This is a genomic window from Scytonema sp. PCC 10023 (assembly GCF_963920835.1).
Classification (GTDB): Bacteria; Cyanobacteriota; Cyanobacteriia; order Cyanobacteriales; family Nostocaceae; genus Kalymmatonema.
The window spans coordinates 28,597-50,657 of record NZ_CAWUDP010000002.1; the positions used below are offsets into that span (position 1 = coordinate 28,597).

At 44.0% G+C, this 22,061-nt stretch carries 22 protein-coding genes and 1 tRNA gene; 8 read left to right on the top strand and 15 right to left on the bottom strand.

The window, feature by feature from the left end; translation table 11 throughout:
- Window positions 1–104: 104 nt before the first annotated feature.
- Both ACM0OZ_RS01570 and pdxA read right to left on the bottom strand, forming a co-directional pair.
- Window positions 105–290 carry a hypothetical protein gene (locus ACM0OZ_RS01570; RefSeq protein ID WP_414581087.1) on the bottom strand — a complete coding sequence of 62 codons (186 nt, stop codon included), beginning with the start codon at window positions 288–290 and terminating at the stop codon, window positions 105–107.
- Between the two features lie 494 nt (window positions 291–784).
- The gene (gene pdxA, locus ACM0OZ_RS01575; RefSeq protein ID WP_414581088.1) at window positions 785–1,891 is read right to left on the bottom strand and encodes a 4-hydroxythreonine-4-phosphate dehydrogenase PdxA; all 1,107 of its coding nucleotides are present in this window, start codon (window positions 1,889–1,891) and stop codon (window positions 785–787) included.
- Window positions 1,892–2,013: 122 nt separating this feature from the next.
- Between pdxA and ACM0OZ_RS01580 the strand changes: the two genes are divergently transcribed.
- The 7 genes from ACM0OZ_RS01580 (at window position 2,014) to ACM0OZ_RS01610 (ending at window position 7,456) form a co-directional block, all read left to right on the top strand.
- On the top strand, window positions 2,014–2,127 hold the full coding sequence (locus tag ACM0OZ_RS01580; protein ID WP_073635712.1) for a PetM family cytochrome b6-f complex subunit 7: 114 nt from the start codon (window positions 2,014–2,016) through the stop codon (window positions 2,125–2,127).
- A gap of 142 nt (window positions 2,128–2,269) precedes the next feature.
- The gene (locus tag ACM0OZ_RS01585; RefSeq protein ID WP_414581089.1) at window positions 2,270–3,259 is read left to right on the top strand and encodes an SDR family oxidoreductase; all 990 of its coding nucleotides are present in this window, start codon (window positions 2,270–2,272) and stop codon (window positions 3,257–3,259) included.
- A 153-nt stretch (window positions 3,260–3,412) separates the two neighbouring features.
- Window positions 3,413–4,330 carry an NAD(+) kinase gene (locus tag ACM0OZ_RS01590; RefSeq protein ID WP_041039267.1) on the top strand — a complete coding sequence of 306 codons (918 nt, stop codon included), beginning with the start codon at window positions 3,413–3,415 and terminating at the stop codon, window positions 4,328–4,330.
- A gap of 181 nt (window positions 4,331–4,511) precedes the next feature.
- Complete coding sequence (locus ACM0OZ_RS01595; protein WP_414581090.1) at window positions 4,512–4,859, top strand: hypothetical protein; 348 nt, start codon at window positions 4,512–4,514, stop codon at window positions 4,857–4,859.
- A 443-nt stretch (window positions 4,860–5,302) separates the two neighbouring features.
- The gene (nblR, locus tag ACM0OZ_RS01600) at window positions 5,303–5,989 is read left to right on the top strand and encodes a response regulator transcription factor NblR (RefSeq protein ID WP_414581091.1); all 687 of its coding nucleotides are present in this window, start codon (window positions 5,303–5,305) and stop codon (window positions 5,987–5,989) included.
- A 200-nt stretch (window positions 5,990–6,189) separates the two neighbouring features.
- Window positions 6,190–6,750, top strand: coding sequence for a DUF192 domain-containing protein (locus ACM0OZ_RS01605; protein ID WP_414581092.1), 561 nt, complete (start codon window positions 6,190–6,192; stop codon window positions 6,748–6,750).
- Window positions 6,751–7,264: 514 nt separating this feature from the next.
- Complete coding sequence (locus tag ACM0OZ_RS01610) at window positions 7,265–7,456, top strand: DUF2949 domain-containing protein (protein WP_073635718.1); 192 nt, start codon at window positions 7,265–7,267, stop codon at window positions 7,454–7,456.
- Between the two features lie 705 nt (window positions 7,457–8,161).
- On the opposite strand, the gene ACM0OZ_RS01615 is transcribed toward ACM0OZ_RS01610, so the two are convergent.
- From ACM0OZ_RS01615 to ACM0OZ_RS01645, 7 genes are all read right to left on the bottom strand, one after another.
- Window positions 8,162–8,416 carry a DUF5340 domain-containing protein gene (locus tag ACM0OZ_RS01615; RefSeq protein WP_073635720.1) on the bottom strand — a complete coding sequence of 85 codons (255 nt, stop codon included), beginning with the start codon at window positions 8,414–8,416 and terminating at the stop codon, window positions 8,162–8,164.
- Window positions 8,417–8,512: 96 nt separating this feature from the next.
- On the bottom strand, window positions 8,513–9,412 hold the full coding sequence (gene trpC, locus ACM0OZ_RS01620; RefSeq protein WP_414581093.1) for an indole-3-glycerol phosphate synthase TrpC: 900 nt from the start codon (window positions 9,410–9,412) through the stop codon (window positions 8,513–8,515).
- Between the two features lie 147 nt (window positions 9,413–9,559).
- Complete coding sequence (gene lpdA / locus ACM0OZ_RS01625; protein ID WP_414581094.1) at window positions 9,560–10,990, bottom strand: dihydrolipoyl dehydrogenase; 1,431 nt, start codon at window positions 10,988–10,990, stop codon at window positions 9,560–9,562.
- A gap of 422 nt (window positions 10,991–11,412) precedes the next feature.
- Window positions 11,413–11,787, bottom strand: coding sequence for a hypothetical protein (locus tag ACM0OZ_RS01630; protein ID WP_414581095.1), 375 nt, complete (start codon window positions 11,785–11,787; stop codon window positions 11,413–11,415).
- A gap of 410 nt (window positions 11,788–12,197) precedes the next feature.
- Window positions 12,198–12,271 (bottom strand) — tRNA-Val (locus ACM0OZ_RS01635).
- Between the two features lie 749 nt (window positions 12,272–13,020).
- Window positions 13,021–14,007: an RNA-guided endonuclease InsQ/TnpB family protein gene (locus tag ACM0OZ_RS01640; protein ID WP_414581264.1), complete on the bottom strand. Its 987-nt coding sequence runs from the start codon at window positions 14,005–14,007 to the stop codon at window positions 13,021–13,023.
- Window positions 13,932–14,243, bottom strand: coding sequence for a hypothetical protein (locus ACM0OZ_RS01645; protein ID WP_414581096.1), 312 nt, complete (start codon window positions 14,241–14,243; stop codon window positions 13,932–13,934). The genes ACM0OZ_RS01640 and ACM0OZ_RS01645 overlap by 76 nt, the downstream gene beginning before the upstream one ends.
- A gap of 149 nt (window positions 14,244–14,392) precedes the next feature.
- Between ACM0OZ_RS01645 and ACM0OZ_RS01650 the strand changes: the two genes are divergently transcribed.
- Window positions 14,393–15,178 (top strand): SDR family NAD(P)-dependent oxidoreductase, encoded by a 786-nt coding sequence (locus ACM0OZ_RS01650; protein ID WP_414581097.1) that lies wholly within the window; start codon window positions 14,393–14,395, stop codon window positions 15,176–15,178.
- 98 nt (window positions 15,179–15,276) lie between these two features.
- On the opposite strand, the gene ACM0OZ_RS01655 is transcribed toward ACM0OZ_RS01650, so the two are convergent.
- From ACM0OZ_RS01655 to kaiB, 6 genes are all read right to left on the bottom strand, one after another.
- Window positions 15,277–16,056, bottom strand: coding sequence for a photosystem II S4 domain protein (locus ACM0OZ_RS01655; protein WP_414581098.1), 780 nt, complete (start codon window positions 16,054–16,056; stop codon window positions 15,277–15,279).
- A 169-nt stretch (window positions 16,057–16,225) separates the two neighbouring features.
- Window positions 16,226–16,732 (bottom strand): hypothetical protein, encoded by a 507-nt coding sequence (locus ACM0OZ_RS01660; protein ID WP_414581099.1) that lies wholly within the window; start codon window positions 16,730–16,732, stop codon window positions 16,226–16,228.
- Window positions 16,733–16,972: 240 nt separating this feature from the next.
- A complete protein-coding gene (locus ACM0OZ_RS01665; RefSeq protein WP_041039297.1) occupies window positions 16,973–17,350 on the bottom strand; it encodes a hypothetical protein in 378 nt (125 codons plus the stop codon).
- 424 nt (window positions 17,351–17,774) lie between these two features.
- Window positions 17,775–19,946 (bottom strand): TolC family protein, encoded by a 2,172-nt coding sequence (locus ACM0OZ_RS01670; RefSeq protein WP_414581100.1) that lies wholly within the window; start codon window positions 19,944–19,946, stop codon window positions 17,775–17,777.
- Between the two features lie 71 nt (window positions 19,947–20,017).
- The gene (gene kaiC, locus ACM0OZ_RS01675; RefSeq protein WP_414581101.1) at window positions 20,018–21,580 is read right to left on the bottom strand and encodes a circadian clock protein KaiC; all 1,563 of its coding nucleotides are present in this window, start codon (window positions 21,578–21,580) and stop codon (window positions 20,018–20,020) included.
- An 88-nt stretch (window positions 21,581–21,668) separates the two neighbouring features.
- On the bottom strand, window positions 21,669–21,992 hold the full coding sequence (gene kaiB / locus ACM0OZ_RS01680; RefSeq protein ID WP_414581102.1) for a circadian clock protein KaiB: 324 nt from the start codon (window positions 21,990–21,992) through the stop codon (window positions 21,669–21,671).
- Window positions 21,993–22,061: the final 69 nt, after the last annotated feature.

The following is a 22,061-nucleotide window of genomic DNA, read 5'->3' on the forward strand; positions in this document are numbered from 1 at the left end:
AATAGGAACTCTGCCTTTAACTTCTTCGTCTTAAGTCCCGCGCTATAACGGTACTCCGTTTAGCGCCGGGATATAAGACGGGAGGCGATGAGGGTATCTCCAACTTAAACTGACCGTAGGTCGGTGAAGGAGGAGATGTCCGAAGAGTCGCCAATCTCTGGAGTCGGTAGTCGTTTGATATAATCTCGAAGCACTTCGGCTGAAGAGACCCCTCTCTTGAGCGCTGTTTTTTCTAGTTTGTCCCATTCTTGCTGGGTTAGGCGAACTCGAAATACTTTGTCTCTTGCCATAATCGTAGTCTATATGTGCTACAATTATGATATCAGCTAACCACTGACTAGATTGACACAAACGAACTGCAATGCAGGTGAACAGTGCAAACTCTGGGAACGGTCTGAACCTTGACAATTGGTATGGGGTTGCATTGAGAAAGATTGTTGTGTGCATGAAACCATCAATGCGTAAAACCAGTTTGGTTTGGTAGTACAAAGCTTTGCTTTTTGTACAACTCTCCGTGGGGCGTCAGGAGAGTCTAAACTGCCTGTGGAGGTATCGGAGCGCAGATGTTGCTGTATGGCTTGCCTTGGGGCATCTGGAGTAACGACCAATGAAGCAGGAAATTTCTAGTTCCTAAAAGGAACCGCTTCGCTTCAAAGCGATTTGGAGAAGCCCCCACCATAACGGTACACCGGAAAGGTGGTGGGAGAACGTCACAAACTAGTCTAGCGTCTTACCTCTATGAAACAAGCTTTAGTAATGCATCTCAAGCGATCGCATTAACCATTTACATGATTTTAAGCCTCTGAGACACCAACTCAGCCGCCAACTGTATCGCTGCTTTCATACTCGTAGCATCAGCAATTCCCTTACCCGCAATATCAAACGCCGTCCCGTGATCTGGTGAAGTACGAACAAAAGGAAGACCAATAGAAGTATTGACTGCTCTGTCAAATGCCATCAGCTTTACGGGTATCAAGCCTTGGTCGTGGTACAGTGCAAGGTAGGCATCCGCTGCTTTTGAAGGCTCAATGCTACCATACCAAGCTTGACCCGGCTTGACCCACATTGTATCTGGTGGAATTGGACCTTGTAACTGTAAGTTTGGGCGATTTTTACGTTCTTGCTCTATCCAGGGAATTAACCAATCTTGTTCTTCGTGTCCTAATTGTCCCTGTTCGCCGCTGTGAGGGTTCAAACCAGCAATGACAATCCTCGCGCTTTGTAAACCAAAATCTTTCTCCAAACACTCCACCAGCAAATCAAGTTTTTCTGTCATCAACTGCGGAGTTAATACTTTCGGTACTTGACTTAAAGGAATATGTGTGGTCGCAAGCAGAGTACGAAGTGTCCAGCCAGAGTGGGGTGATGCTCCCTCTGGGAGCCGCCCAAAAGGCGATCGCGCGACAAATAACATTCCCACACGCTTTGCGCCGGATTTTTCGGCTAAAAGTTCCGTTTGTCCTGGATAGTTATACCCCGCCGCCTTCCATGCTGATTTCGCGATGGGACCTGTGACGATACCATCAAATTGTCCTGCAACTGTGGAGGCGATAGCTGTTTCCATATAAGCAAAGCTAGCCGCACCACTTGCCGCATTACCCGTCCCGATGATAATTTCATCCTGTATGTGCTTATCTAACAGCACATCAAGTATTGATAGCTCTGCTGGATTTGCTAAGGGCTGAGAATTCTCGGCTTGCAGTTTGGTATAAGTCTCTACTAGTAAATCCCGGCTACCCACCACTGTCACGTCACAGCTTTTGCTAACTTCCGGGTCTCTAAGAGCTTTCAAAATCACCTCTGGTCCAATCCCCGCCGGATCTCCCAGTGTCAATGCCAAGCGTGGGCGGCTTCGCACTGATGTTATATTTTTTTCATTAAACTTGGACATACAGATAATTGTATAAGCAATATAGCTTTACAATGTTTCACATACATCTAATACTATGGCAGCTCTTTGCGGCTCTGGTAGACTTAACTTAATTAAACAATGTTCAAAGGAGAATGACACTCATGGGCGGCGAAATTTTGAATGCAGCGCTGTTGTCCTTCGGTTTAATCTTTGTGGGCTGGGCTTTGGGTGAGTTGTTGCTCAAAGTTCAGGGTGGAGAAGAGGAATCCCTGTAGGGAAGCTCAAAATCGAGGCAAGAGGCACCTAAGAAGCCTCTGTGTCTCGTATACACTTGTTAAAAAAATGTAAAGTTTTGTTTACAGAGATCATTCTGATAAGATTTTATTCATAAAACTTTAAAATTTGTAAAAAGCTCTCATGACATTATTAATAATTGGTGCCACTGGTACTTTGGGAAGGCAAGTGGCTCGTCGTGCGATCGATGAGGGGTATAAAGTCCGCTGTCTTGTCCGGAGTGCCAAGAAAGCCACATTTCTAAAAGAATGGGGTGCGGAACTCGTACCGGGAGATTTGTGTTATCCTCATACACTGAACGCAGCACTTGAAGGTGTCACAGCAGTCATCGATGCGTCAACATCTCGTCCTACAGATTCACTAAGTATCAGACAAGTGGATTGGGATGGCAAAGTCTCTTTGATACAAGCGTCTGTTGCTGCAGGTGTAGAGCGTTTTATCTTTTTCTCCATACTCGATGCCGAAAAATATCCGGAAGTGCCGCTGATGGAAATCAAGCGGTGTACAGAACTATTTTTGGCTGAATCGGGTTTGAATTATACCATATTGCGGCTGGCTGGCTTCATGCAAGGCTTAATTGGGCAATATGGAATTCCCATATTGGAAGGACAACCTGTTTGGGTAACAGGAGAGTCTTCTCCGATTGCCTACATGGATACTCAGGATGTTGCTAAATTTGCCATCCGCGCCTTGAAGGTGCCAGAAACTCAAAAGCAAACTTTTCCGGTGGTGGGAACTCGTGCTTGGAGTGCCGAGGAAATCATTGGTGTGTGCGAACGTTTGTCTGGAAAAGAAGCACGGATCACGCGGATGCCAATCAACTTACTGCGTACCATGCGCCGAGTCATACGCTTCTTCCAGTGGGGATGGAACGTAGCAGACAGACTTGCCTTTACAGAAGTCCTAGCGAGTGGTAGACCGCTAAATGCCCCAATGGACGAGGTTTACACGGTCTTTGGATTAGAACCAAACGAAACCACGACCGTAGAAAGTTACCTGCAAGAGTACTTTAACAGAATCATGAAGAAGCTTAAGGAGTTAGATTACGAGAAAATTCAGCCCAAGAAGCAAAAACCAAAAAGATCGCCGTTTAAGAAAGTTAACAGTCAGTAGTGAGCAGTCATGAGTCATGCGTCAGTAGTACTTACACAAAGAACAAAGAACAAAGGACAAATGACAAATGACAAATGACTAATGACTAAAACATCAAAAATGTGTAAGGATTAACATAATAAAGCGCGTCACCAATAAGTTGGATATTTGAGTGTGCCCAAAGCAGGCATTATCTACAATGACGTTAAGCCGATAGCGAGTCGCATCGCTATCGAACTGAAAGACAAGTTCACCGCTGCAGGTTGGGATGTCTGCATCACATCAGGCGTCGGTGGAATACTGGGTTATTCTACTCCAGAAAGTCCCGTATGCCACACCCCAATTGAGGGACTAACACCGCCTGGATTTGATTCAGAAATGAAGTTTGCGGTGGTGTTAGGGGGAGACGGTACAGTTCTGGCTGCTTCTCGATTGGTCGCCCCTTGTGGTATCCCAATGTTAACGGTTAACACTGGTCACATGGGGTTTTTGACGGAAACTTACCTCAATCATTTGCCTCAAGCAATAGAAAACTTGCTCTTGGGCAATTATGAAATTGAGGAAAGAGTGATGCTCACAATCAAGGTTTTTCGGGGAGATTCTATACTGTGGGAAGCTCTCTGCTTAAATGAGATGGTGCTGCATCGGGAACCGTTGACCTCTATGTGTCATTTTGAAATAGCAGTGGGTCGGCATGCACCAGTAGACATTGCAGCCGATGGTGTGATTATATCGACGCCGACAGGTTCTACAGCATATTCGTTGAGTGCTGGTGGTCCAGTCGTCACCCCTGGCGTACCTGTGTTGCAACTCGTACCTATTTGTCCTCATTCTCTGGCTTCTAGAGCGTTGGTGTTTCCAGATAGTGAGCCAGTCAACATCTACCCAGTGAATACTCCTCGGCTAGTTATGGTTGTGGATGGCAACGGGGGGTGTTATGTTATGCCAGAGGATAAGGTTTATGTAGAGAAATCACACTACTGCGCCCGGTTCATTCGCCTGCAACCGCCAGAGTTTTTCCGGATATTACGAGAAAAACTGGGTTGGGGTTTACCACACATCGCTAAACCCACTTCTGTGGAATTACCCTAGCGGGATTTTGGATTTTGGATGAGTTAGGGGTGATATGTAGAAATTATACTAAGTCCGTTTAAACACTCATCATTACCAACGTGGGTACACCCCATCACGCCAGTCGCACCCGGAAGGGGCGCTGGCTCCCTAACCCCTCCCCAAAACATCGGGGAGGGGCTTTTGGCACTGGTATCGTTTTTTGAAGCAACGCCTGCACTGGACACTTCCTAAGCTAAGCACCCCCAAACAGTGTGAGCGTTGGAGTGATTTGATGCCAATGATGACTTGGGAGTTATGGTTAGCCCGTGATATTGTTACTGATAATCCCCTACCTTGGCAAAAGTCAATGGACAAATTGACTCCTGGAAGAGTTGCTCAAGCTATGGGAGGAATTTTAGCGGCGATTAGTACTCCTGCACGATCGCCTCAACTTCGCGGAAAATCCCCAGGCTGGAAACCAGGACAACCACGACAACGTAGAATCCGCTATCCTATTGTCAAAAAAAATACACCAAAGCTTCGCAAAGAACAACCCAAATCGGCTTAATATCAAAGATTTTCGTGCTTAAAGCTTGTCTTTTATCAACTCAGCCCTGCTGGGTCATTTCTTGTTACTTAGTCTAAACTCCAGTGGGAACGAGGCATATTTAAATGAAATTGTTGTGGGGTGGGCATCCTGCCCGCCCAAATTGTGCTTTCTTAAAGGCACAACAGCTTATTACCTATGTATAACGCAGCGGAGTGGCACGTTTGAACAAAGGTTATCGGTAGGAAAATTATTTTATCTCAAGGGTAGTGACAAGAGCCAGATTTGGAATTAGTGATTAAAATGACTGTATCTGTTGATTTTTATGACTGATACTTATACGTGCTAAAACATGGTAGAAACAAAGCGTGCCAAGTCAAGATTGATATATCATCAAAAAGCCGTAAATTGCACTACCAACTAAATCCAAATCCAAAATCTAAAATCGAACATTCAAAATCAATATGACGCTTGCTCATAGCCCTTGTGTTTTGCTGATTGAAAGCGACGAAAGCCTAGCAAATCAGCTTGCTTTTGATTTGAAAGAAGCTGGTTATGACCCTATCGTGGCTCATGATGGAACAAACGGTATCCAATACAGCCGCGATCGCGATCCTGCTTTAGTTGTGATTGACCGAATGCTAGCAGGAGAATCAGGGCTGTCGCTGTGTAAAAATTTCCGAACCAGTGGAATGCGATCGCCTGTGCTGGTACTGATGGCACGCGATACAGTTGATGATCGCGTAGCTTGCTTAGAAGCAGGAGCTGATGATTATTTTCTCAAGCCTTACCGCGCCGAGGACTTTTTGAACCTGGTTCGCTTATACTTAAAACCTGATATTGATACTTCTGAGCAGTTACGTTTTGGCGACCTCATTTTAGATCTCGCAACCCGCCGCGCCATACTTAATGGACGGGCGATCGACTTAACAATGAAGGAATTTGAACTGCTCAAGTATCTCATGGAACATCCCCGCGAAGTCTTAACCCGCGAACAAATTCTGGAAAATGTTTGGGGTTACGACTTTATGGGCGAGTCGAATGTGATTGAAGTGTACATTCGCTACTTGCGACTGAAAATAGAAGATGAAGGTCAAAAGCGCCTCATTCAAACGGTACGGGGTGTAGGTTACGTATTAAGGGAAACTTGAACACAAGTAAGGAAGCGGGGCAGTAGGCAAGGTACGCCGTGCTTTGGTTCCCACCAGTTGTAGACCGTTCTCAGGACTGCGGTGGAGATGGGCAGATAAAGAGAATGGGAAATTGTGAGTGCTAAATGATGAATTATGAAATAATATAGAGCCTCTAGTTTCAAAATTCATCATTTTTTCGACTGTTAAGAAAAATTGCTATGATTAATTGGCTCGGTTTGCTATCAATAGTTTTGGGCGTTTTACTAGCGGGCTGTTCCGTTCCTACACCAGCAGTTTCTCCCACCACTACGCCTAGTAGCTCTCAATCTCAAGCACCAATGTCTTCGCAGCAAACACCACTGACTAAGAATGCTGGTCAACAACTACCAATTTCAGCTGTGGCGGTTGTTCCCGATGGCACAAAAATTCAGTTAGAAGTCGCCCAGACGCGCCAACAGCAAGCGATGGGGTTGATGTATCGCCCTGCTTTGCCTGATGATCGTGGTATGCTGTTTCAGTTCCCATCACCGTTCCAAGCCAGTTTCTGGATGAAGAATGTACCCGTAGCCCTGGATATGGTTTTTATGCGGGATGGTGTAGTGCAGTATATTGCCCCTTCTGCACCTCCTTGCAATAGCAATCCTTGTCCGACTTATGGTCCCGAGACACCAATTAACCAAGTGATTGAACTGCGTTCCGGACGAGCTGAGGAGTTGGGTTTGAAGGTTGGCTCTCGTGTCAAAATTGAATTCTTAAACTCCAGTTCTTTACGGAGATAAAGGTTTGCATCTTGCCTGCTCCCAAGTTCATATAAAATTGCTTTTGTAATATTTCTGTAAAAAAAGTCTTGCGTAGTCTGGTAAAAATGTTTATTGTGAGGCTATGATTTAATTCAGTGTAGATACTTGAAGCCTTGTTATTCCAAAACTGGATAACAGATTTTACACCAGATAACAAAAAATATTCCTTTTGACATACGTGTAAAGAGTAGTCAATAAGGGAGTATAAGCTAAGGAATCTTCCTTACTACAGGTGTATTTAACTAGAACACTGAAGTAAAAATATAAAACCACATATACCTGAGCATTGTGCTGCTTAAGACTGGGTAAGACAAGTGGCACGATTGTCTATTTTTTCATAAAAGCTCTGTTTGAGGAACATCCAGACAAATTTAGCTGGAGTATCTATTAGGTAAGGGCATAGTGACAGGTGAAATATTGGCTACTTGCAACTATTGAAAAATAGTGAATTGAAATATAAAAGTACACACTATGTGAGAAGGTAGAAGACAAAATGTCACCATCAACCTATTCTAGATTTATTAGCTTTTTGCAGGAAGATTTGGCAATTTCCACAGCTTCCATTGCAGTCGCTCTTCGTCATCGCGAGCAAGATCCAGGTCCTTTGCCAATGATTCTTTGGCAATATGGCTTGATTAGCATAGAACAGTTAGAGCAAATATATGATTGGCTAGAGACGGCATAGGAATGATTAGCTGATTAAGGAGAATCGAACTATGCTGCATAGACTATGCCTTTTACAAAGGCTAATGTATGAAATTGCAAAAATAAAGATGACTGATATAAAGAGCGAGTTGAATTATCAACTCGCTCTTTTGATTTTGTTAATTAAGGGAGTGGAGTCTGTTGCTGTAGCTTCCTGATATTTTTCTAATCTAATAAATAGCTCGTAAAAATAAAGTTAATATGATGTCCGCTTAATTACTTATAATTCCTGCTTGACCTCACGCCAACCCTCTCCTTAGGGAGTACCAAAAAATAAATTATCCATTATGTAGGGTGGGTTAGGCGCACGACAGTAGAGGTTTTAGATACAGGACTTCCATTGCGCCGTAACCCACCAATATTCGGTGCATCACTACAAATTGGAGTTTTTTTTAATTGGAAGTCCCTTATTCCTACCTATTTAATTTTGCTAAAATAATATTTATAAAAAAATATAATTTTGGAAGTCATTATCTAATCAACCAATCGTCGCATATGAACAAAAAATCTGGGCGTTCGGGAGTTGGGTAGAGAGTGAAGCAAGTATTGAGAGTCGGGAAAATGCTCACCAAATCTCTACTCAGCACTCTCTACTCACAATTTTTACCTCCAGTGAGTTGATCTCCCTAAAACTTGCCAAGTTCTGAGGCTAGCCAAAGGCTAAAGTAAATGCCTTGACTTATACTCATGACTCGGGAGCAGCAATCTGCCCAGTATTAAGATGATTGAGCGACCAACGATGGTCAATCTTAACAGATGAGGACTGGCAAATTTCTTCCAAATGCTTTTGTTGTACAGCCGCTTTACGTAGGCTAATAATGAGCTGATTCACCTGATGCCGCAAATCTGGATTATTACTGACTGCTTGCATGGTTTGTCTCTCTAGCAGTTGCAGTATAAGTTCGTAGTGGATCGGTGAAGGCAGAGGAATTGGATCCATGAATTGGTAGTTAATTAAAGATTTTGGATGAGTCAGAAGTTGGTTGTCATTACATGAATTGTTACATAGGCAAAAATTATTTGGCTAAAGCCTGAATTATGCAGAAGCTGAAGATTGGGCAAAGAGGTTGGCGATCGCTTCTTCTGGATCTGGGTGTTTCACCAGAGACTCGCCGATCAGGACGCCAGATACTCCTGCTTGTTCTACTAAAGTCAAATCTTCTGAGGTATGTAAGCCTGACTCGCTGACAACCAGAATGTTCCGTTCCTGCAATTGGTTGCCTTTTGCTGCCAAAAGTTCGCAAGTCGTTTGTAAGTCAACTGAGAAATCTTCCAAGTTGCGATTATTAATACCCACCAGTGATACGCCATCTATGGTTAATACCCGCTCAAGTTCGGCTATTGTATGAACTTCAATCAAAGCCGTCATTTTCAGGGTTTTAGCAATTTTCACGAAGTATTGCAAATCTTGATCACTCAGTATTGCCGCAATTAATAATACAGCATCTGCACCTCGAATACGCGCCATGTACATTTGGTAGGGATATATGACAAAATCCTTACATAGTAAGGGCAAATCTACTTTGGCACGTACCAAAGCTAAGTTTTCAAAGCTGCCAGAAAAAAACTTTTCATCCGTAAGTACCGAAATACAGCTCGCACCACCTTTTTGATACTTTAACGCAATCTCCACTGGATCAAAATCTTCTCGTAAAATTCCTTTACTGGGAGACGCTTTTTTGACTTCAGCAATTAAAGCTGGTTTTGTTTTACCTTGTCGCAAAGCTGCCACAAAATCACGGGTAGGGGGTGCTTCAAGAACCTGACGCTGCAATTCCTGCAAAGACAGCTTTTCCCGCATTTGGTCAACTTCTTCTTCTTTATGCCAGACAATTTCTTCTAAGATGTTGTTTGCCTGGGCATCAAGGATGGCAGCTTGATACTGCACTGTGGATACAGCAATAGCTGGGTTAGGTCTACGGCGACGGATTTGCATAATTTAGTTAAGAGTCATTGGTTGTAGAGACACGCTGTCATTAATTGTAGAGACGTGACGCCAGAGCCGGCACGAGGGAGACCCTCTTGCATAGCACTGGCTCGCCATGGCACGTCTCTACATTTGTCACATATACAGGACAAATGACTAACTGGCAATTGCACGTTTGTATGCTTCGTCCAGCACTTCGGAAAGTGTTGGATGGGCGTGAACCAAATGAGCGAGGGTGTGGACAGATTGACGGTTGGCGATCGCCGCAGATGCTTCATGAATTAAATCCGAGGCGTGTATGCCGAAAATGTGAACGCCTAAAACTTCCCCTGTGTCTTTGCGATAAACGACCTTTGCCATGCCGTCAGCTTCACCTTCTGCCAAGGCTTTGGAATTTCCTTTGAAGTAACTCTTTGCCACTGCGACTGCAAATCCAAGGGCGCTGCCTTTTTCCTTGGCTGCTGCTTCGGTCATACCCACATAGCTGATTTCTGGATGAGTGAACGCTGCTGCGGGGATACTGTGATAGTCTACTTCTTTGTGCTGCCCACGGATATTTTCTACTGCGATGATACCTTGAGCAGAAGCAGCGTGCGCCAGCATCATTTTGCCATTAGCATCGCCAATTGCCCACAGATGGGGCACCACCTCACCAGCCGATAGCACAGCCATGCTGTCGTTCACTGGGATAAAATTCCGCCGATCAAGTTCCACACCCACAGACTCTAAACCGAGGTTTTGTGTAGCCGGGATGCGTCCCGTCGCCACTAGGCAAGCATCTACCTCGATGACGCCTACGTCTTCTTTGGTTTTGAAGTCAGCTAACTCAATGACTACGGGTGAACCAGGAATGACTCTCTTAGCGTATATCCCCACATACGTTTCAATATCGCGCCCAGTAATCAGAACCCGTTCGGCAAGTTTGGCAATATCGCGGTCAAATCCTGGCATCAGCTGGTCTAGGGCTTCTATCATCGTGATTTCACTGCCCAAAGCTGAATAAACATCAGAGAATTCTAAGCCGATGTAGCCACTGCCAACAATTGCCACCCAATCTGGTAACCATTCCAGCTTGACACCTTGGTCGCTGGTAAATACAGTTTTGCCATCGACTTCAATACCTGGAGGAACAAAGGGTATTGAACCGGGAGAAAGAATGATATCTTTTGCCGTAATCGTTTTTTCGCCGCTGTCTGTTGTCACAGAGACTTTTTGAATCCCTGCTATCTTACCCCAACCTCGGATGATATCGACTCCCAAACGTTTCAGGCTGTTGGTCAAGTCGCCTTGTATTTTGGCTACGAGATTGTTTGCATGATCGGCGATCGCCTCTCGGTCAAACGCCACACTTCCCAGTTGGATTCCTAGCGACTTGAGGTGATGGGCATCTCTTAACTCCCGCACACGTCCAGATGCCGCCAGCAGTGCCTTAGATGGAATGCAGCCCCGGTTGACACAGGTTCCTCCCATGTCTGCTGCTTCGATAATGGCTGTTTTCAAACCACAGCTCACAGCGTGTAAGGCAGCACCATGTCCGCCTACTCCAGCGCCTACAATCACTAAATCGTAATCAAATCCATCACTCACGTTAGTCTCCCCGTGTGCTTCGCCTATTTATTCTTAACTGACCTAGCCATCAGTGCAAGTTTTTTCATTGTAGGCTGTTGCCAAATCAAATTTATGATTTAGACTACTAGGGAGTGAAATTGATGCTCTTACTTTAAACTTGTAGTATTTTATACTTTTTTTACTCAGCCTGTCCCTGTTTACAGAAACTACTAGCTCGCCTGAAGAATCCGCAAACTCAACGACTTCTGCAGGAACCCGTGGCAAAACATCCATGATAGCAGAAATTTCGCGCCATGCGACGCAATGACTAATGACTAATAACAGCCGAGTAAGTACGGATGTTCGTCTGGGTTAATTCCCTACGAAATTCTTAGCTAAAAATTTAATAATTTAAGATATAGTAATCCTCTGTTCCGCAGAGGGAATAAGCCCTAGATAGCTTAGGGTTTTGAAATATTCGTATATGGCTTGGTATGACTTGAGGAGTTACGACTACTAGGTACAGAATTTACAATATTCGCAACACCCTGTACCTTCTGTGTACTGTTAGAAACACGTGCCAAGGTCGTGGTATCGCCGAAAGTCTTTCCATTGTGTGAATCAGAGTTATTGACAGGAGAAGTTTCTTGTGGCTTCTCTATAAAGTATGCTTCTTGTGGTGGAACCGATATAACTTCAACTTCTCCCTTTGGAACCGATTGAGCATTTGCCTGAGTGTAGGCTCCAAACGAGAGCGATAGCGCCAGTGAAACCAAAGTAAATTTTACAAAGCCAACAGCGTTGAATTTAACTTGAATGGGTACACACTTGTTCATAGTAGTCTTTGTAAATCTTATTAAAGATAGAAATTAGCTGAAGTCTTGTGTTCAATTAAAACCAATCGCTAAGTAACTCCACGCTCAGTTGCGGTCATTCCGGAATCGAACTTAAAAATTTCATCAACCGTAATTAAGTACCGTTGGGGTTACTACTAGGAATTATAGATTTACAAAAAACTTATTCTGTGATTCAAATCACAAAAGTAGCGTGTCCAAACGCAAAGCAAGATAGCGGTTCTTGTAGGACGGACATCTTCACCGATAGTCTAGGACAGTCGTCTCACCCATCCCATCAGACAATCACGTCTTTGACATCCTGCAACTTCCATGAGCTTTTCGCTACTCTCCGATCATTGCTTAAATTGGCTTTTTGAGATAATAATCAATTTGTGACTCTACAGATCCAATGGACGTAACTGGATTCGAACCAGTGACCTCTACGATGTCAACGTAGCGCTCTAACCAACTGAGCTATACGTCCGCAACCCCACTACTATAACATAACTTTAGCTCAATTGCCAACACTAAGTTAGTGACGCTCCTACACCTCCCTGGCGGGTAGGTGTAGGCTTCTCAAGTATTCCGTTCGCGAAGCGTGGCGCTTTGCGCCTTAGAATACGTAGAACTTCCTTAGAGGTATCATCAGTGTTGAACTCTCCACGCTTTGAAAAACGTGGATTCTAGACTGTTGTTGCAACGCGTAGGCTAAAAGCCACACTCCGCAACGTTGTCTCGTGTTTTTTGTAAAACACGTTGACGAGGGTAAGACAGCCCTACCCGCCTCGACCCTTTCAGGCTGTGCGGCTACTTTAGGATCTTCCAACCTTGAAGATTTTACGTGTTGAAGGCAACGCAGCGCGTTCTTCTCAACACAACCCCATATCTTCAGTTGTCGTGGTTCAGTCTACCCTTACGGGTTCGACACTTCCTTCAAGCCGGGAAACCCGTCCAACGGAGTGCCTCACCAACACGTTTGTTTTTTGGAGTTTTTCATCCTGTGTTAGTATGACCTTATTTTAACACTAATATGAGGTCATTTAGAAACTAACTGTTAGGTTTTCAGACAAAGAGCATCAAGATTTGACAAAACTCTCTCAAAAAACAGAGCGTTCACGATTGGGATTTAATTCGAGAAGCTAGTAGCCGCACGTTGAAAGAGAAACAACAAGTTAAAACTTGTTGTGTCGGGTTTCATCCCCTGCTTAAAAGCAAGGGGTTCTCACCCTCCCACTATGCTTTGATAGAACCAACTATCACGATGCCACCTTTACGGCGTTTTATAGTGGGGAACACGTCCAGCCCCACTCTCTTGAGGTTGATAGCGGCATTGATATCCCTATCAACCCAGAGTTTTAGATTAGCGTCCCAATACTCCCGAATACTGGTATCAGTGAAAACCACTTCATCCCGATAGCTTAGGAGTTGAGACGTATAAGCAGGATTCTTCGCAATCACTACAGCCCCAGCTTTTCCAGCTATGTGTCCGAGAATTTGGAAGAATTGACCAAATGCGGCATCTGCCCAAGACAAATTGAGTCCAGACTTGGCAGATTGCCCGTTTGGGAGATAAGCACCCTTATAGTCTTGTTTGGGTGGATTGCGGCGCGTTAGACCTTTGAGATTGAGGTCTTCATGGAAGAATACTTTCTTACCTGTTCTCACGAGCTTGTGAGCGGTTTTGTATTGTTCATCCTTTCTGGCACGGGCAATCTTTTGGTGTTGCCGTCCTTCGCGTATGCCGTGTTTGCGACGTGCCTTAGAGCCTTTCTTACGAGCATTCTTTTTCTGGGAGATGCGGGTTAGCTTGGCTTGGCTTTTCCGCAGCACTTTGAGCGAGGGCAGCTTCAAGCCGCAAGAAGTTGCCAGATAAACATCCTCATTCAGCACCGCATCCAGCGAGAGCGAATTTCCCCAAGTTGGCAGAATCGAATCAGGCGTAATGGCTGGAACAGTCGGGTCTTCAAGCCGCAAATTGACAAACCAGCCATCGTTTTTCTTGATGAATTGCAGTTGCTTGAGAACTGCACCAGCTGGTAAATGGCGGTGTGAGCAAATTTTGACCAGCCCAATTTTCGGCACTTTGGCATACAAATATTTGCCACCAATCGAACAGGAATGCAGTTCTAGTCCAGCACCCTCAATTACAAATGAGCGATAACGGGACTCGGATTTGAACCGTGGTTTACCGCTTCGCTTGTCATTGCTGTCACCCCCAATGAATCGCTCAAATGCCTTTGTTTTTTAACACCTGGTTTATACGAGTAGGTACGGTGAACCTGTGCTTGAGCTTCGATTTCTTTTGCTATTTCGGCAAGGGTTTTAGGTCGGGATGGCACAGGTGCTGAAGGCTTTAGCACGATAGGCTGTTGACTTTTTAGCAACGGGTCAATTCCACAGCTATTTTGGGGTTTTCTGTGCAGGAGATTAAAGGGCAGATTCCGAAAAAAAATCATCACAATATAGTATAAACTTTCACTGATATTTAATATGCCCAAATGCTGATGAAATGAAACAGGTTGATATATTCCTTTAAATAGGGGAAAGCCTTTAAAAGGATTGATACAATCTGTGCAATAGCTGAAAAATTATCGTAGTAGGTAGAATGTCAACTGCTTTAATTACTGGTGCCTCTAGTGGTATAGGTAAAGCCTTTGCAGAGGAACTAGCCGCACGCAATACAAATCTTGTTTTAGTTGCTCGTTCAGAAGAAAAATTGAACGAGTTAGCAAAACATTTGCAAGAAAAATATAAAATTCAAGTAGATACAGTTGTTAAAGATCTCACAGAAATTGGCGCTGGTTATGCTGTATTTGATGCTGTCAAATCAAAGGGATTAACAATTGATTTGTTAATTAATAATGCAGGTTTTGCCTGCTATGGCGATTTTTGTGAAAGCGATGCAGAACGGCAAGTCAAAATAGTGCAATTAAACATTCTTGCCTTAGTAGATTTAACTCATAAATTTTTGCAAGAAATGCGGCAACGTCGTTCTGGAAGCATAATTAATGTCTCCTCCCTGACCGCATTTCAACCAATGCCTTACATTTCTGTTTATGCTGCCAGTAAAGCGTTTATTGTCAGTTTTAGTCAGGCATTGTGGGCAGAAAATCGTCAATATGGCGTACGCGTTCTAGTGACTTGTCCAGGACCAGTTGAGACAAACTTCTTTACAGAAGCTAATTTCCCGCCAGCCCTTGCAGCTAGAACAAATAAGATATCGACTTCAAAAGATGTGGTACGCGAATCCTTAAAAGCTTTAGAAAGGGGAGATTCTATTGTTGTTATTGGTGGCTTAAGCACTCACCTGATCACCAAGTTATCCCCGTTTGTACCCCGCAAAACTCTGCTCAGTATTTTGGAAAAGCAATTTAAGGCAAAAACAATTTAAGATATAGCGCCTATTAATTTTGAATTTCTGTTAGGAAGTCGTGAGATGAGAACAGTAAAAAGCCAAAAAAAAAAAGATTGAATTTATCTTTTTTATTTTTACACATACCTGGTTAACTGCACGCGGTAGCGGTCTTTTTTAGTAACGGCGATTTCTCCAACTTCTAAACGTCCTTTACCACGAATAGCGATTAAGTCACCTGTTTTCACTTGAGAACTTGCTTGAGTAATTTCCTTCCAGTTGACGCGAACATCACCGCCATCAATTAACTCAACCATTTTGCTGCGAGACATCCCAAAACCAGCAGAGGCGATCGCATCCAACCGTAAAGAAGCTTCCACTGTGGTTAATTCTTTTTTCTTCGGTTCGCGCACCTTCAACTCACTTAAATCAATGCGCTGGGTTTTCACGGGAACCGATCGCACCTGCTTGAGATTCATCTCTAAAAAGTCCGCCAACTCCGGCACGACAATTACCTGCGCCCCTCGTTCACCCAGTACAATAATATCCCCAGTCTTTTCGCGGACAATACCAGTTCCCAACATTGCGCCCAAGAAGTCGCGGTGAGTAGCGGTATCAAACAGGAAATTTCCAGCTATATCTAAGGCGGTAACGGCGACTTGAGATTGATCCAGAGGCATTTCGGAACGGGCGATCGCTATTCTTTTACGTTCAGCCTGGGGATATCCACCCCACACCACAAATTCCACCTCAGTCAGACGGCTGAACACCTGCTGAATTTCCACCAACTCTGGAGGAGACAGAAAATCAGTCAAAACAACTTCCCAAGTTTTGATGGCTTGTTCAGCCTGGTCAATCACATGAGCGATACTATCTCGATTTTCAACACCTTTTAAAAGTTCTTCCCGTGGCAGCATTCTATGTAGTAGTTATGAGTTATGAGTCGTTAGTTGTTAGTTGTAGAGACGCGCCATGGCGCGTCTCTACATTTGTTAGTTGTCACGTTTGTACATTTGTTAGTTGTCAGTTGTTAGTTGTAAAAAAATACTACCCACTACCCACTACCTACTAACTACTAACCATAGACTAACGAATACTTGTGTCAGCGTAACCTTGAAGATTTTCTGGCTTAAATTGACGCAACAGGCTGGTTGCTTGACGGGTAAGACTTTCAGAACCTTGAACGACAACCAAGTATTTACCAGCATTTAAGCGGTTGCGGTAAGGTAAAGCGTCACCACTCCCAAGCACTAAACCGACTCCACCACCAGCAAATACACTACCCATAGCACCAGCACCAGCGCCCAACAGTCCGCCAATAATAGCATTGCCAACCTGACCTACCCAAGGAAAAGTCTCCAAACCAGTCAGCAGGTTAAAAGTCACTCCACCGAAAAATCCAAACGGCACCAACCAAAAAGCCATAAGCTGCGCTTGCTTCTTTGCTTGCTCGTTAGGGTCAATCAAGCCAAACTCATCAGCACTTTTATAACCTCTACCTAATATTGTAGCTTCTATGCCTTCTTTCTCTAAGGCTACGTAAGCAGCTTCTGCTTGGATGCGGTCTTGTAAAACGGCAACAAGGTAATTCATCAATGTTAAAACTGAGTTCTGATAAGGGTTACGCTTTTAATAAATGTCAAATAAATGTCAAATCAAACTGCGCTCATCAAATCCACATTATCAGCAAAAAGCCCATAGTGTTAATTTTCCTTTACATCTTTATTTTTTGGTTTATTCTTTATTAATACAAAGGATTCCTGCTGACTTTTTTAGCTAGATGTAAAGGTTCGGGTGAGCAGTATCTGCCTAACAGATTGGTGTGAAAGTACATTATTGTACTAAGTCAAGAGGTTCGCAAAAATTATTTACACCTTTCTTTAAAACATATATTAAAACTGGCGTTGCTAACATATTAGGAAACGTCGGCATTGTCTTGAGGTGTTCCATCATCCCCTTAACTGAACCGTTAAGCAAATCATCGCGAAAATCTTGTTGACAAATAACGGCACGCCATTTTCGAGCTAAAGCATCCAACCACTCTGAATTCGCTATTTCTGGTTCTTGTCCTGCCCGAATCGCTAAAGTCATTGCTGCATCTTCTAAATCCCCCTCACATTCCTCAATGATGTCGAGTGCTTCCATAGCTGTGAAGTCATCTGCGACTTGAGAGCGAAACTGTGCAATTTCTTTTGCCGTAACTTCCGTCATCAGTTTGTGTTCTATCCAGTCCTTGAAGTATATCTCTATGCTAGGATATTCCAATTTTGATTGATAGAATCAACAATCTTCTGATAGGTGTAGAAACTACAAGAAAAGTACGGGAGCGTGAGAGCCAGATGGCTTTAGCCTCCGAACGGCTCGCTCCATCTAGACAGATATCCCTCACGCGAGACTTTGCGCGTGAGGCTTCCCGTAAAGCCCCTTGGGCTTCCCGTAGACGCCCAGAGGGCGTCTACAAGGGAGAGTAGGGTAGAGTAGGATTTTAATCCCCCTCATGACATCGATAACTAGCAACTTGGGTTAGTACTCTGCGATGATATGGATCAGGAGCAGAGTACTTTCCAAAATAAGATGAAAGTCTACAGTCTATGGTTCATCATCCGGTGTGAATGAGTAATGATTAATGACTAATTTAGGGTAATCCCCTTGAGGTGACATTTCGTTGTAAAGTAGCTAGAGCGCGGTTGTAATTTAAGATTGCCTGGACTCGTTGACCTTCAGAACTTGTCAAGGCATTTTCCGCGTCAATGACTTCAGTTTGAGTGCCTACACCTGCTTGGAATCGCAAACGCGCCAAACGCAATGCCTCTCTAGATTGTTCAACAGCAGCATTTGCAGTTTGAACATTCTCCAAATTAGATTGCAATTGAGAATAGGCTTGTTCTACGTCAAAGCGGATTTGGTTGCGCTGGCTGCCAAATTGAGTTTCGGCAATCCGAATAGCAACTCTAGCTTGATCTGCTGCAGCTCTTGCCGATCCCCCATCGAACAAAAGCAGGTTGGCTCTGACTCCCAACAAATAGTTATCAGTACCGTTTCTGCTATCATCAAACTGATCCGAAAGGTCGTAGCTGGCAACCAAACTCACTTGAGGACCGAGCTGCCCAAGCGCCTGCCGTCGCTGTTGCTCAGCAATGTTGCGTTGGATCAGTTGCTGTTGCAGTTCCGGACGGTTTTGAAAAGCTAAGACAACAGTTTCTGGCAGCGGAATATTCCATAGACCTGCTAATCTCACTGGATCTGCCGTAGTTACATCAATCGACTGCGGCAAATTCAACGTTTGCGCTAATTGACGACGGCTAATTCGCTGCTGTGAGATTGCATTTACCAGCCGTTGTTGGAAATTTGCTAGTTGAACCTGAGCCTGTAGAACATTGAACCGAGTACTCACACCAGCTCTTTCCAAAGCTTGTGCATCCCGCAAACTAGCCTGGGCATTTGTCACAGCAGACTGCTCAATACGTACTTGTTCATCTGCTTGTTGCAGGTTGTAGTATTGAGTGGTGACATTTAGGCGGATATCCTCAGATTGACGCTCAACTTCCAACTGGTCCGAACGTAGCCGTTCCTCAGCTTCTCTGATGCGGGCTGACGTTTGTCCAGAGCTGTAGAGATTATATTGCAGTTGCGCGGTACCAGAGACACTTGTCGTAGAGGGTACATCTTGAGTTCCCTGCAGAGTCTGTGTTTCTTGATCTAAGAAAGCTGGTCCACGACGATTTAGGCTAGTACTAAGACTGGCATTAGGTAACAAAGCAGCTTGCGCCTGCCGCAAAGAAGCTAGAGTGCGTTCTACGGTCAGTAAGGCCCGCTGTAAGTCCAGATTATTGCGCCGTGCTAGCTCTAAAGCTTGTGCCAAACTAATCGGCTGAGTTCCCTGAATCCTCACTTCTTCTGGTTTGGTAGGAAACTGTAAGGAATTTGGGTTGGCATTGAGGTAATCAGGCGTTGGCACGGAACCTGCTGGCACGGAACCTGTTGGTGCAGGAGTCGTTGGTGCAGGAGTCGTTGGCGCAGGAGTCGTTGGCGCAGGAGTCGAGGAACCTGCTTGAGCTACCTGATTTCTCGTAGCATTTTGTTGCCCACAGGTAGACGACCTAAGGAGCACAGAAGCCGAACGACCAACCTTACCTTTACCTTTCCCCTGTAGTTGCGGGCACGACTCCACCTGCTCCAATAGCTTCGCTACTTCTACTGTGCTGCGTGTTGAAGTTGCTGACACTTTTGCTAACCCAGAATCAGGGTTTTTCTTTTGTGTAGCAGGCTGCTCAGAAGAAGCAGGCATTTTTGGTTGCACAGAGGAAGCGGCTGTTGAGGTAGTATAATTAGAAACAATTGTATTTTCTGATTCCTGAGCAGCAATTGTTGGCTGATTCTGTTTTTGCGTGCTAGTAGCAGAACGAATCTTATTTATCAACTGGCTTTGCTTTGAGTTAGGCTTCAAGCTTAAAAGCACACCTTGAACCTTACCCGCGACTTTTCTTATCGGCACACCAGTTTTTCCAGTCAGTACGACTCCGACACTGCTACTACCTACAGAATTTAGACGAGCTGCCATAACACCAACAGTAGATACAGTAGATAGGGCTGGCGCTGGAAAACTGTTGTCAACAGTAGGAGCCAGCTGCTGCGTGTTGATGTTGAGTGCTGCCGAGGTTTCCTCGTAGGTAGAAGTCAAGGCACTGGGTGAGGCTAAAAGCCCGACTCCAGTTACTTTGACAGTCTCAGCCCAAGCAGGCTGAGTTGTTAACACTGCTGCTGTTACACCAGGTAACAAACTACTGAATATTAGCTGTCCTTTCACCGCATCCCCTCACACGAAAATAAAGCGGCAGAAACCGTTTTCTCACCAGAGAATATATCACGATGCCAAGTTTAGGAATCGGAACTCTGTTTGTCTTGAAATCCTTTGACAATGCGAGACAGTTCCGCCTTCTCATCGATAGTAACGCGCGTAGGAGCACCACTGACAATCCGTTCATAGTTGCGGAAAGAATCTTTAATTTCGGGACCATCAGCCGTAATATTATATTCGCGGATACCCTTGTCATGCCATGAACCGCGCATTTTAAATACGTTGATCGCCCGCGACATCTCTCCACGAATTTCTACATACTGTAACATCAAAATTGTGTCAGTAATCGTAGAAATATGGGAGTCTGTAATCGAATGCGACCCCATAAATTGGTCGGTTGTGTTGGTAAAAAAGCCTGTAATTTCTTCTTGCTTGGCGTAACCCGTAACACCGATGACAAATTGCCGGAATGCATTATTGCTTACACCTCTTGCTAACGCGCTAAGAGAGTCAATAGCAATACGAGATGGTTTAAATTCAGCAATTTCTGACTTAATAATTTGTAAGTGGTCTTCCAAACCAGTTGATTCAGGATATGTACAAATTATTTTTAGCAAACCTTGACGTTCTAAATCCTCAAAATCAATTCCCCATGAGGAAGCGTTGCGAGATAGTTGAGCGCGTGATTCTTCATAGGCAAATAATATCGACCGTTCCCCGTGGAAACAACCAGTTTGCAGAAACTTACTAACCAATAGAGTTTTCCCAGTACCAGTTGCTCCTGTTGCTAAAATAATCGAATCTTTGAAGAAACCACCGCCGCACATTTGATCTAAGGTTTTCACGCCAGAAGATACCCTGACATTTGAAGACCGTTGAGTTAAGCGCATCGCTCCTAATGGAAAAATGTTAATCCCTTGATTGGTAATTGTAAAAGGATATTCACCCTTCATATGTGTCGTACCGCGCAGTTTGAGTATTTCAATTGTCCGACGGCGACGTTCTCCTTCTAAAACATTACGGACGATCGCCACATTATCGGAAACAAATTCTTCTACCCCATAACAGGCAACAGGCCCGTACTCTTCCGTGCGTTCTGTGGTTATAATCGTGGTGACACCTAGTTGTTTGAGACGCGCTACCAGACGAAATATTTCTCGCCGCACCACTCCTCCAGCTTCATACTGTTGAAAGACTGCTGTGACTGAGTCAATAGAAACACGTTTTGCCTTATATTTACGAATAGCATATTGCAGGCGCTCAATCAGGGCAGAAAGGTCAAAGTTACCCACGACATCTTGCCCCTCTGGATCGGGAGAAGCATCGAGTATAAATAATTTTCCTTCACTCATCAAGCGCGGTAAATCCCAACCAAAAATACCAGCATTTTTTATAATATCACTGGGAGATTCTTCAAATGTAACAAAGACTCCTGGGTCATCAAAGTAGGTAATACCGTTGTAAAGAAATTGCAGAGAAAATAAAGTTTTGCCCGTTCCAGATGTGCCGCTGAATAAGGTCGTTCTTCCTACAGGTAACCCTCCATGACTAATATCGTCAAAGCCTTCTATCATTGTCCGAATTTTTTCTACACCTGTATATGTCGGTGTTTTATTTTGCTCTAAATTTTCTTTATCATTCATTGCTAACGCTTATAAATCGGGATGAGACCCAGTTATTTTATTAATAAACTATGTCGTTTCTGTCGTCAGTATTGTTTTGTTATATAGTCTACTCTTCAAATTGTTCTTGCTCATCTTCACTCAGTTCTTCATAAAGCAAATCCAATCCAATTAATACTCTTTCTCTATCTGACAGATCTCCAATAATTTTCCGAACGGGTGGAGGCAAAATTTTAGATAATGTCGGTGTTGCTAATATCTTATCTTCTTCTGCCAGTTGTGGGCTTTTCAGTACATCAATAACTTTCAAAGCATAAACGCCTTGAAACTCTTGTTCTAAAATGTTTTTGAGTATTTTTAATGCCCGTACTGAGTTTGCAGTGTTGCCTGCTACATAAAGCTTGAGAACATAGGTTTTTCTTGGTTTATTCATAAAAGGTACAGGCTATAAGTAAAGATAGAAGGAGCTAGATGCTATCTTCTTCCTGAATTCAAAGGGCGA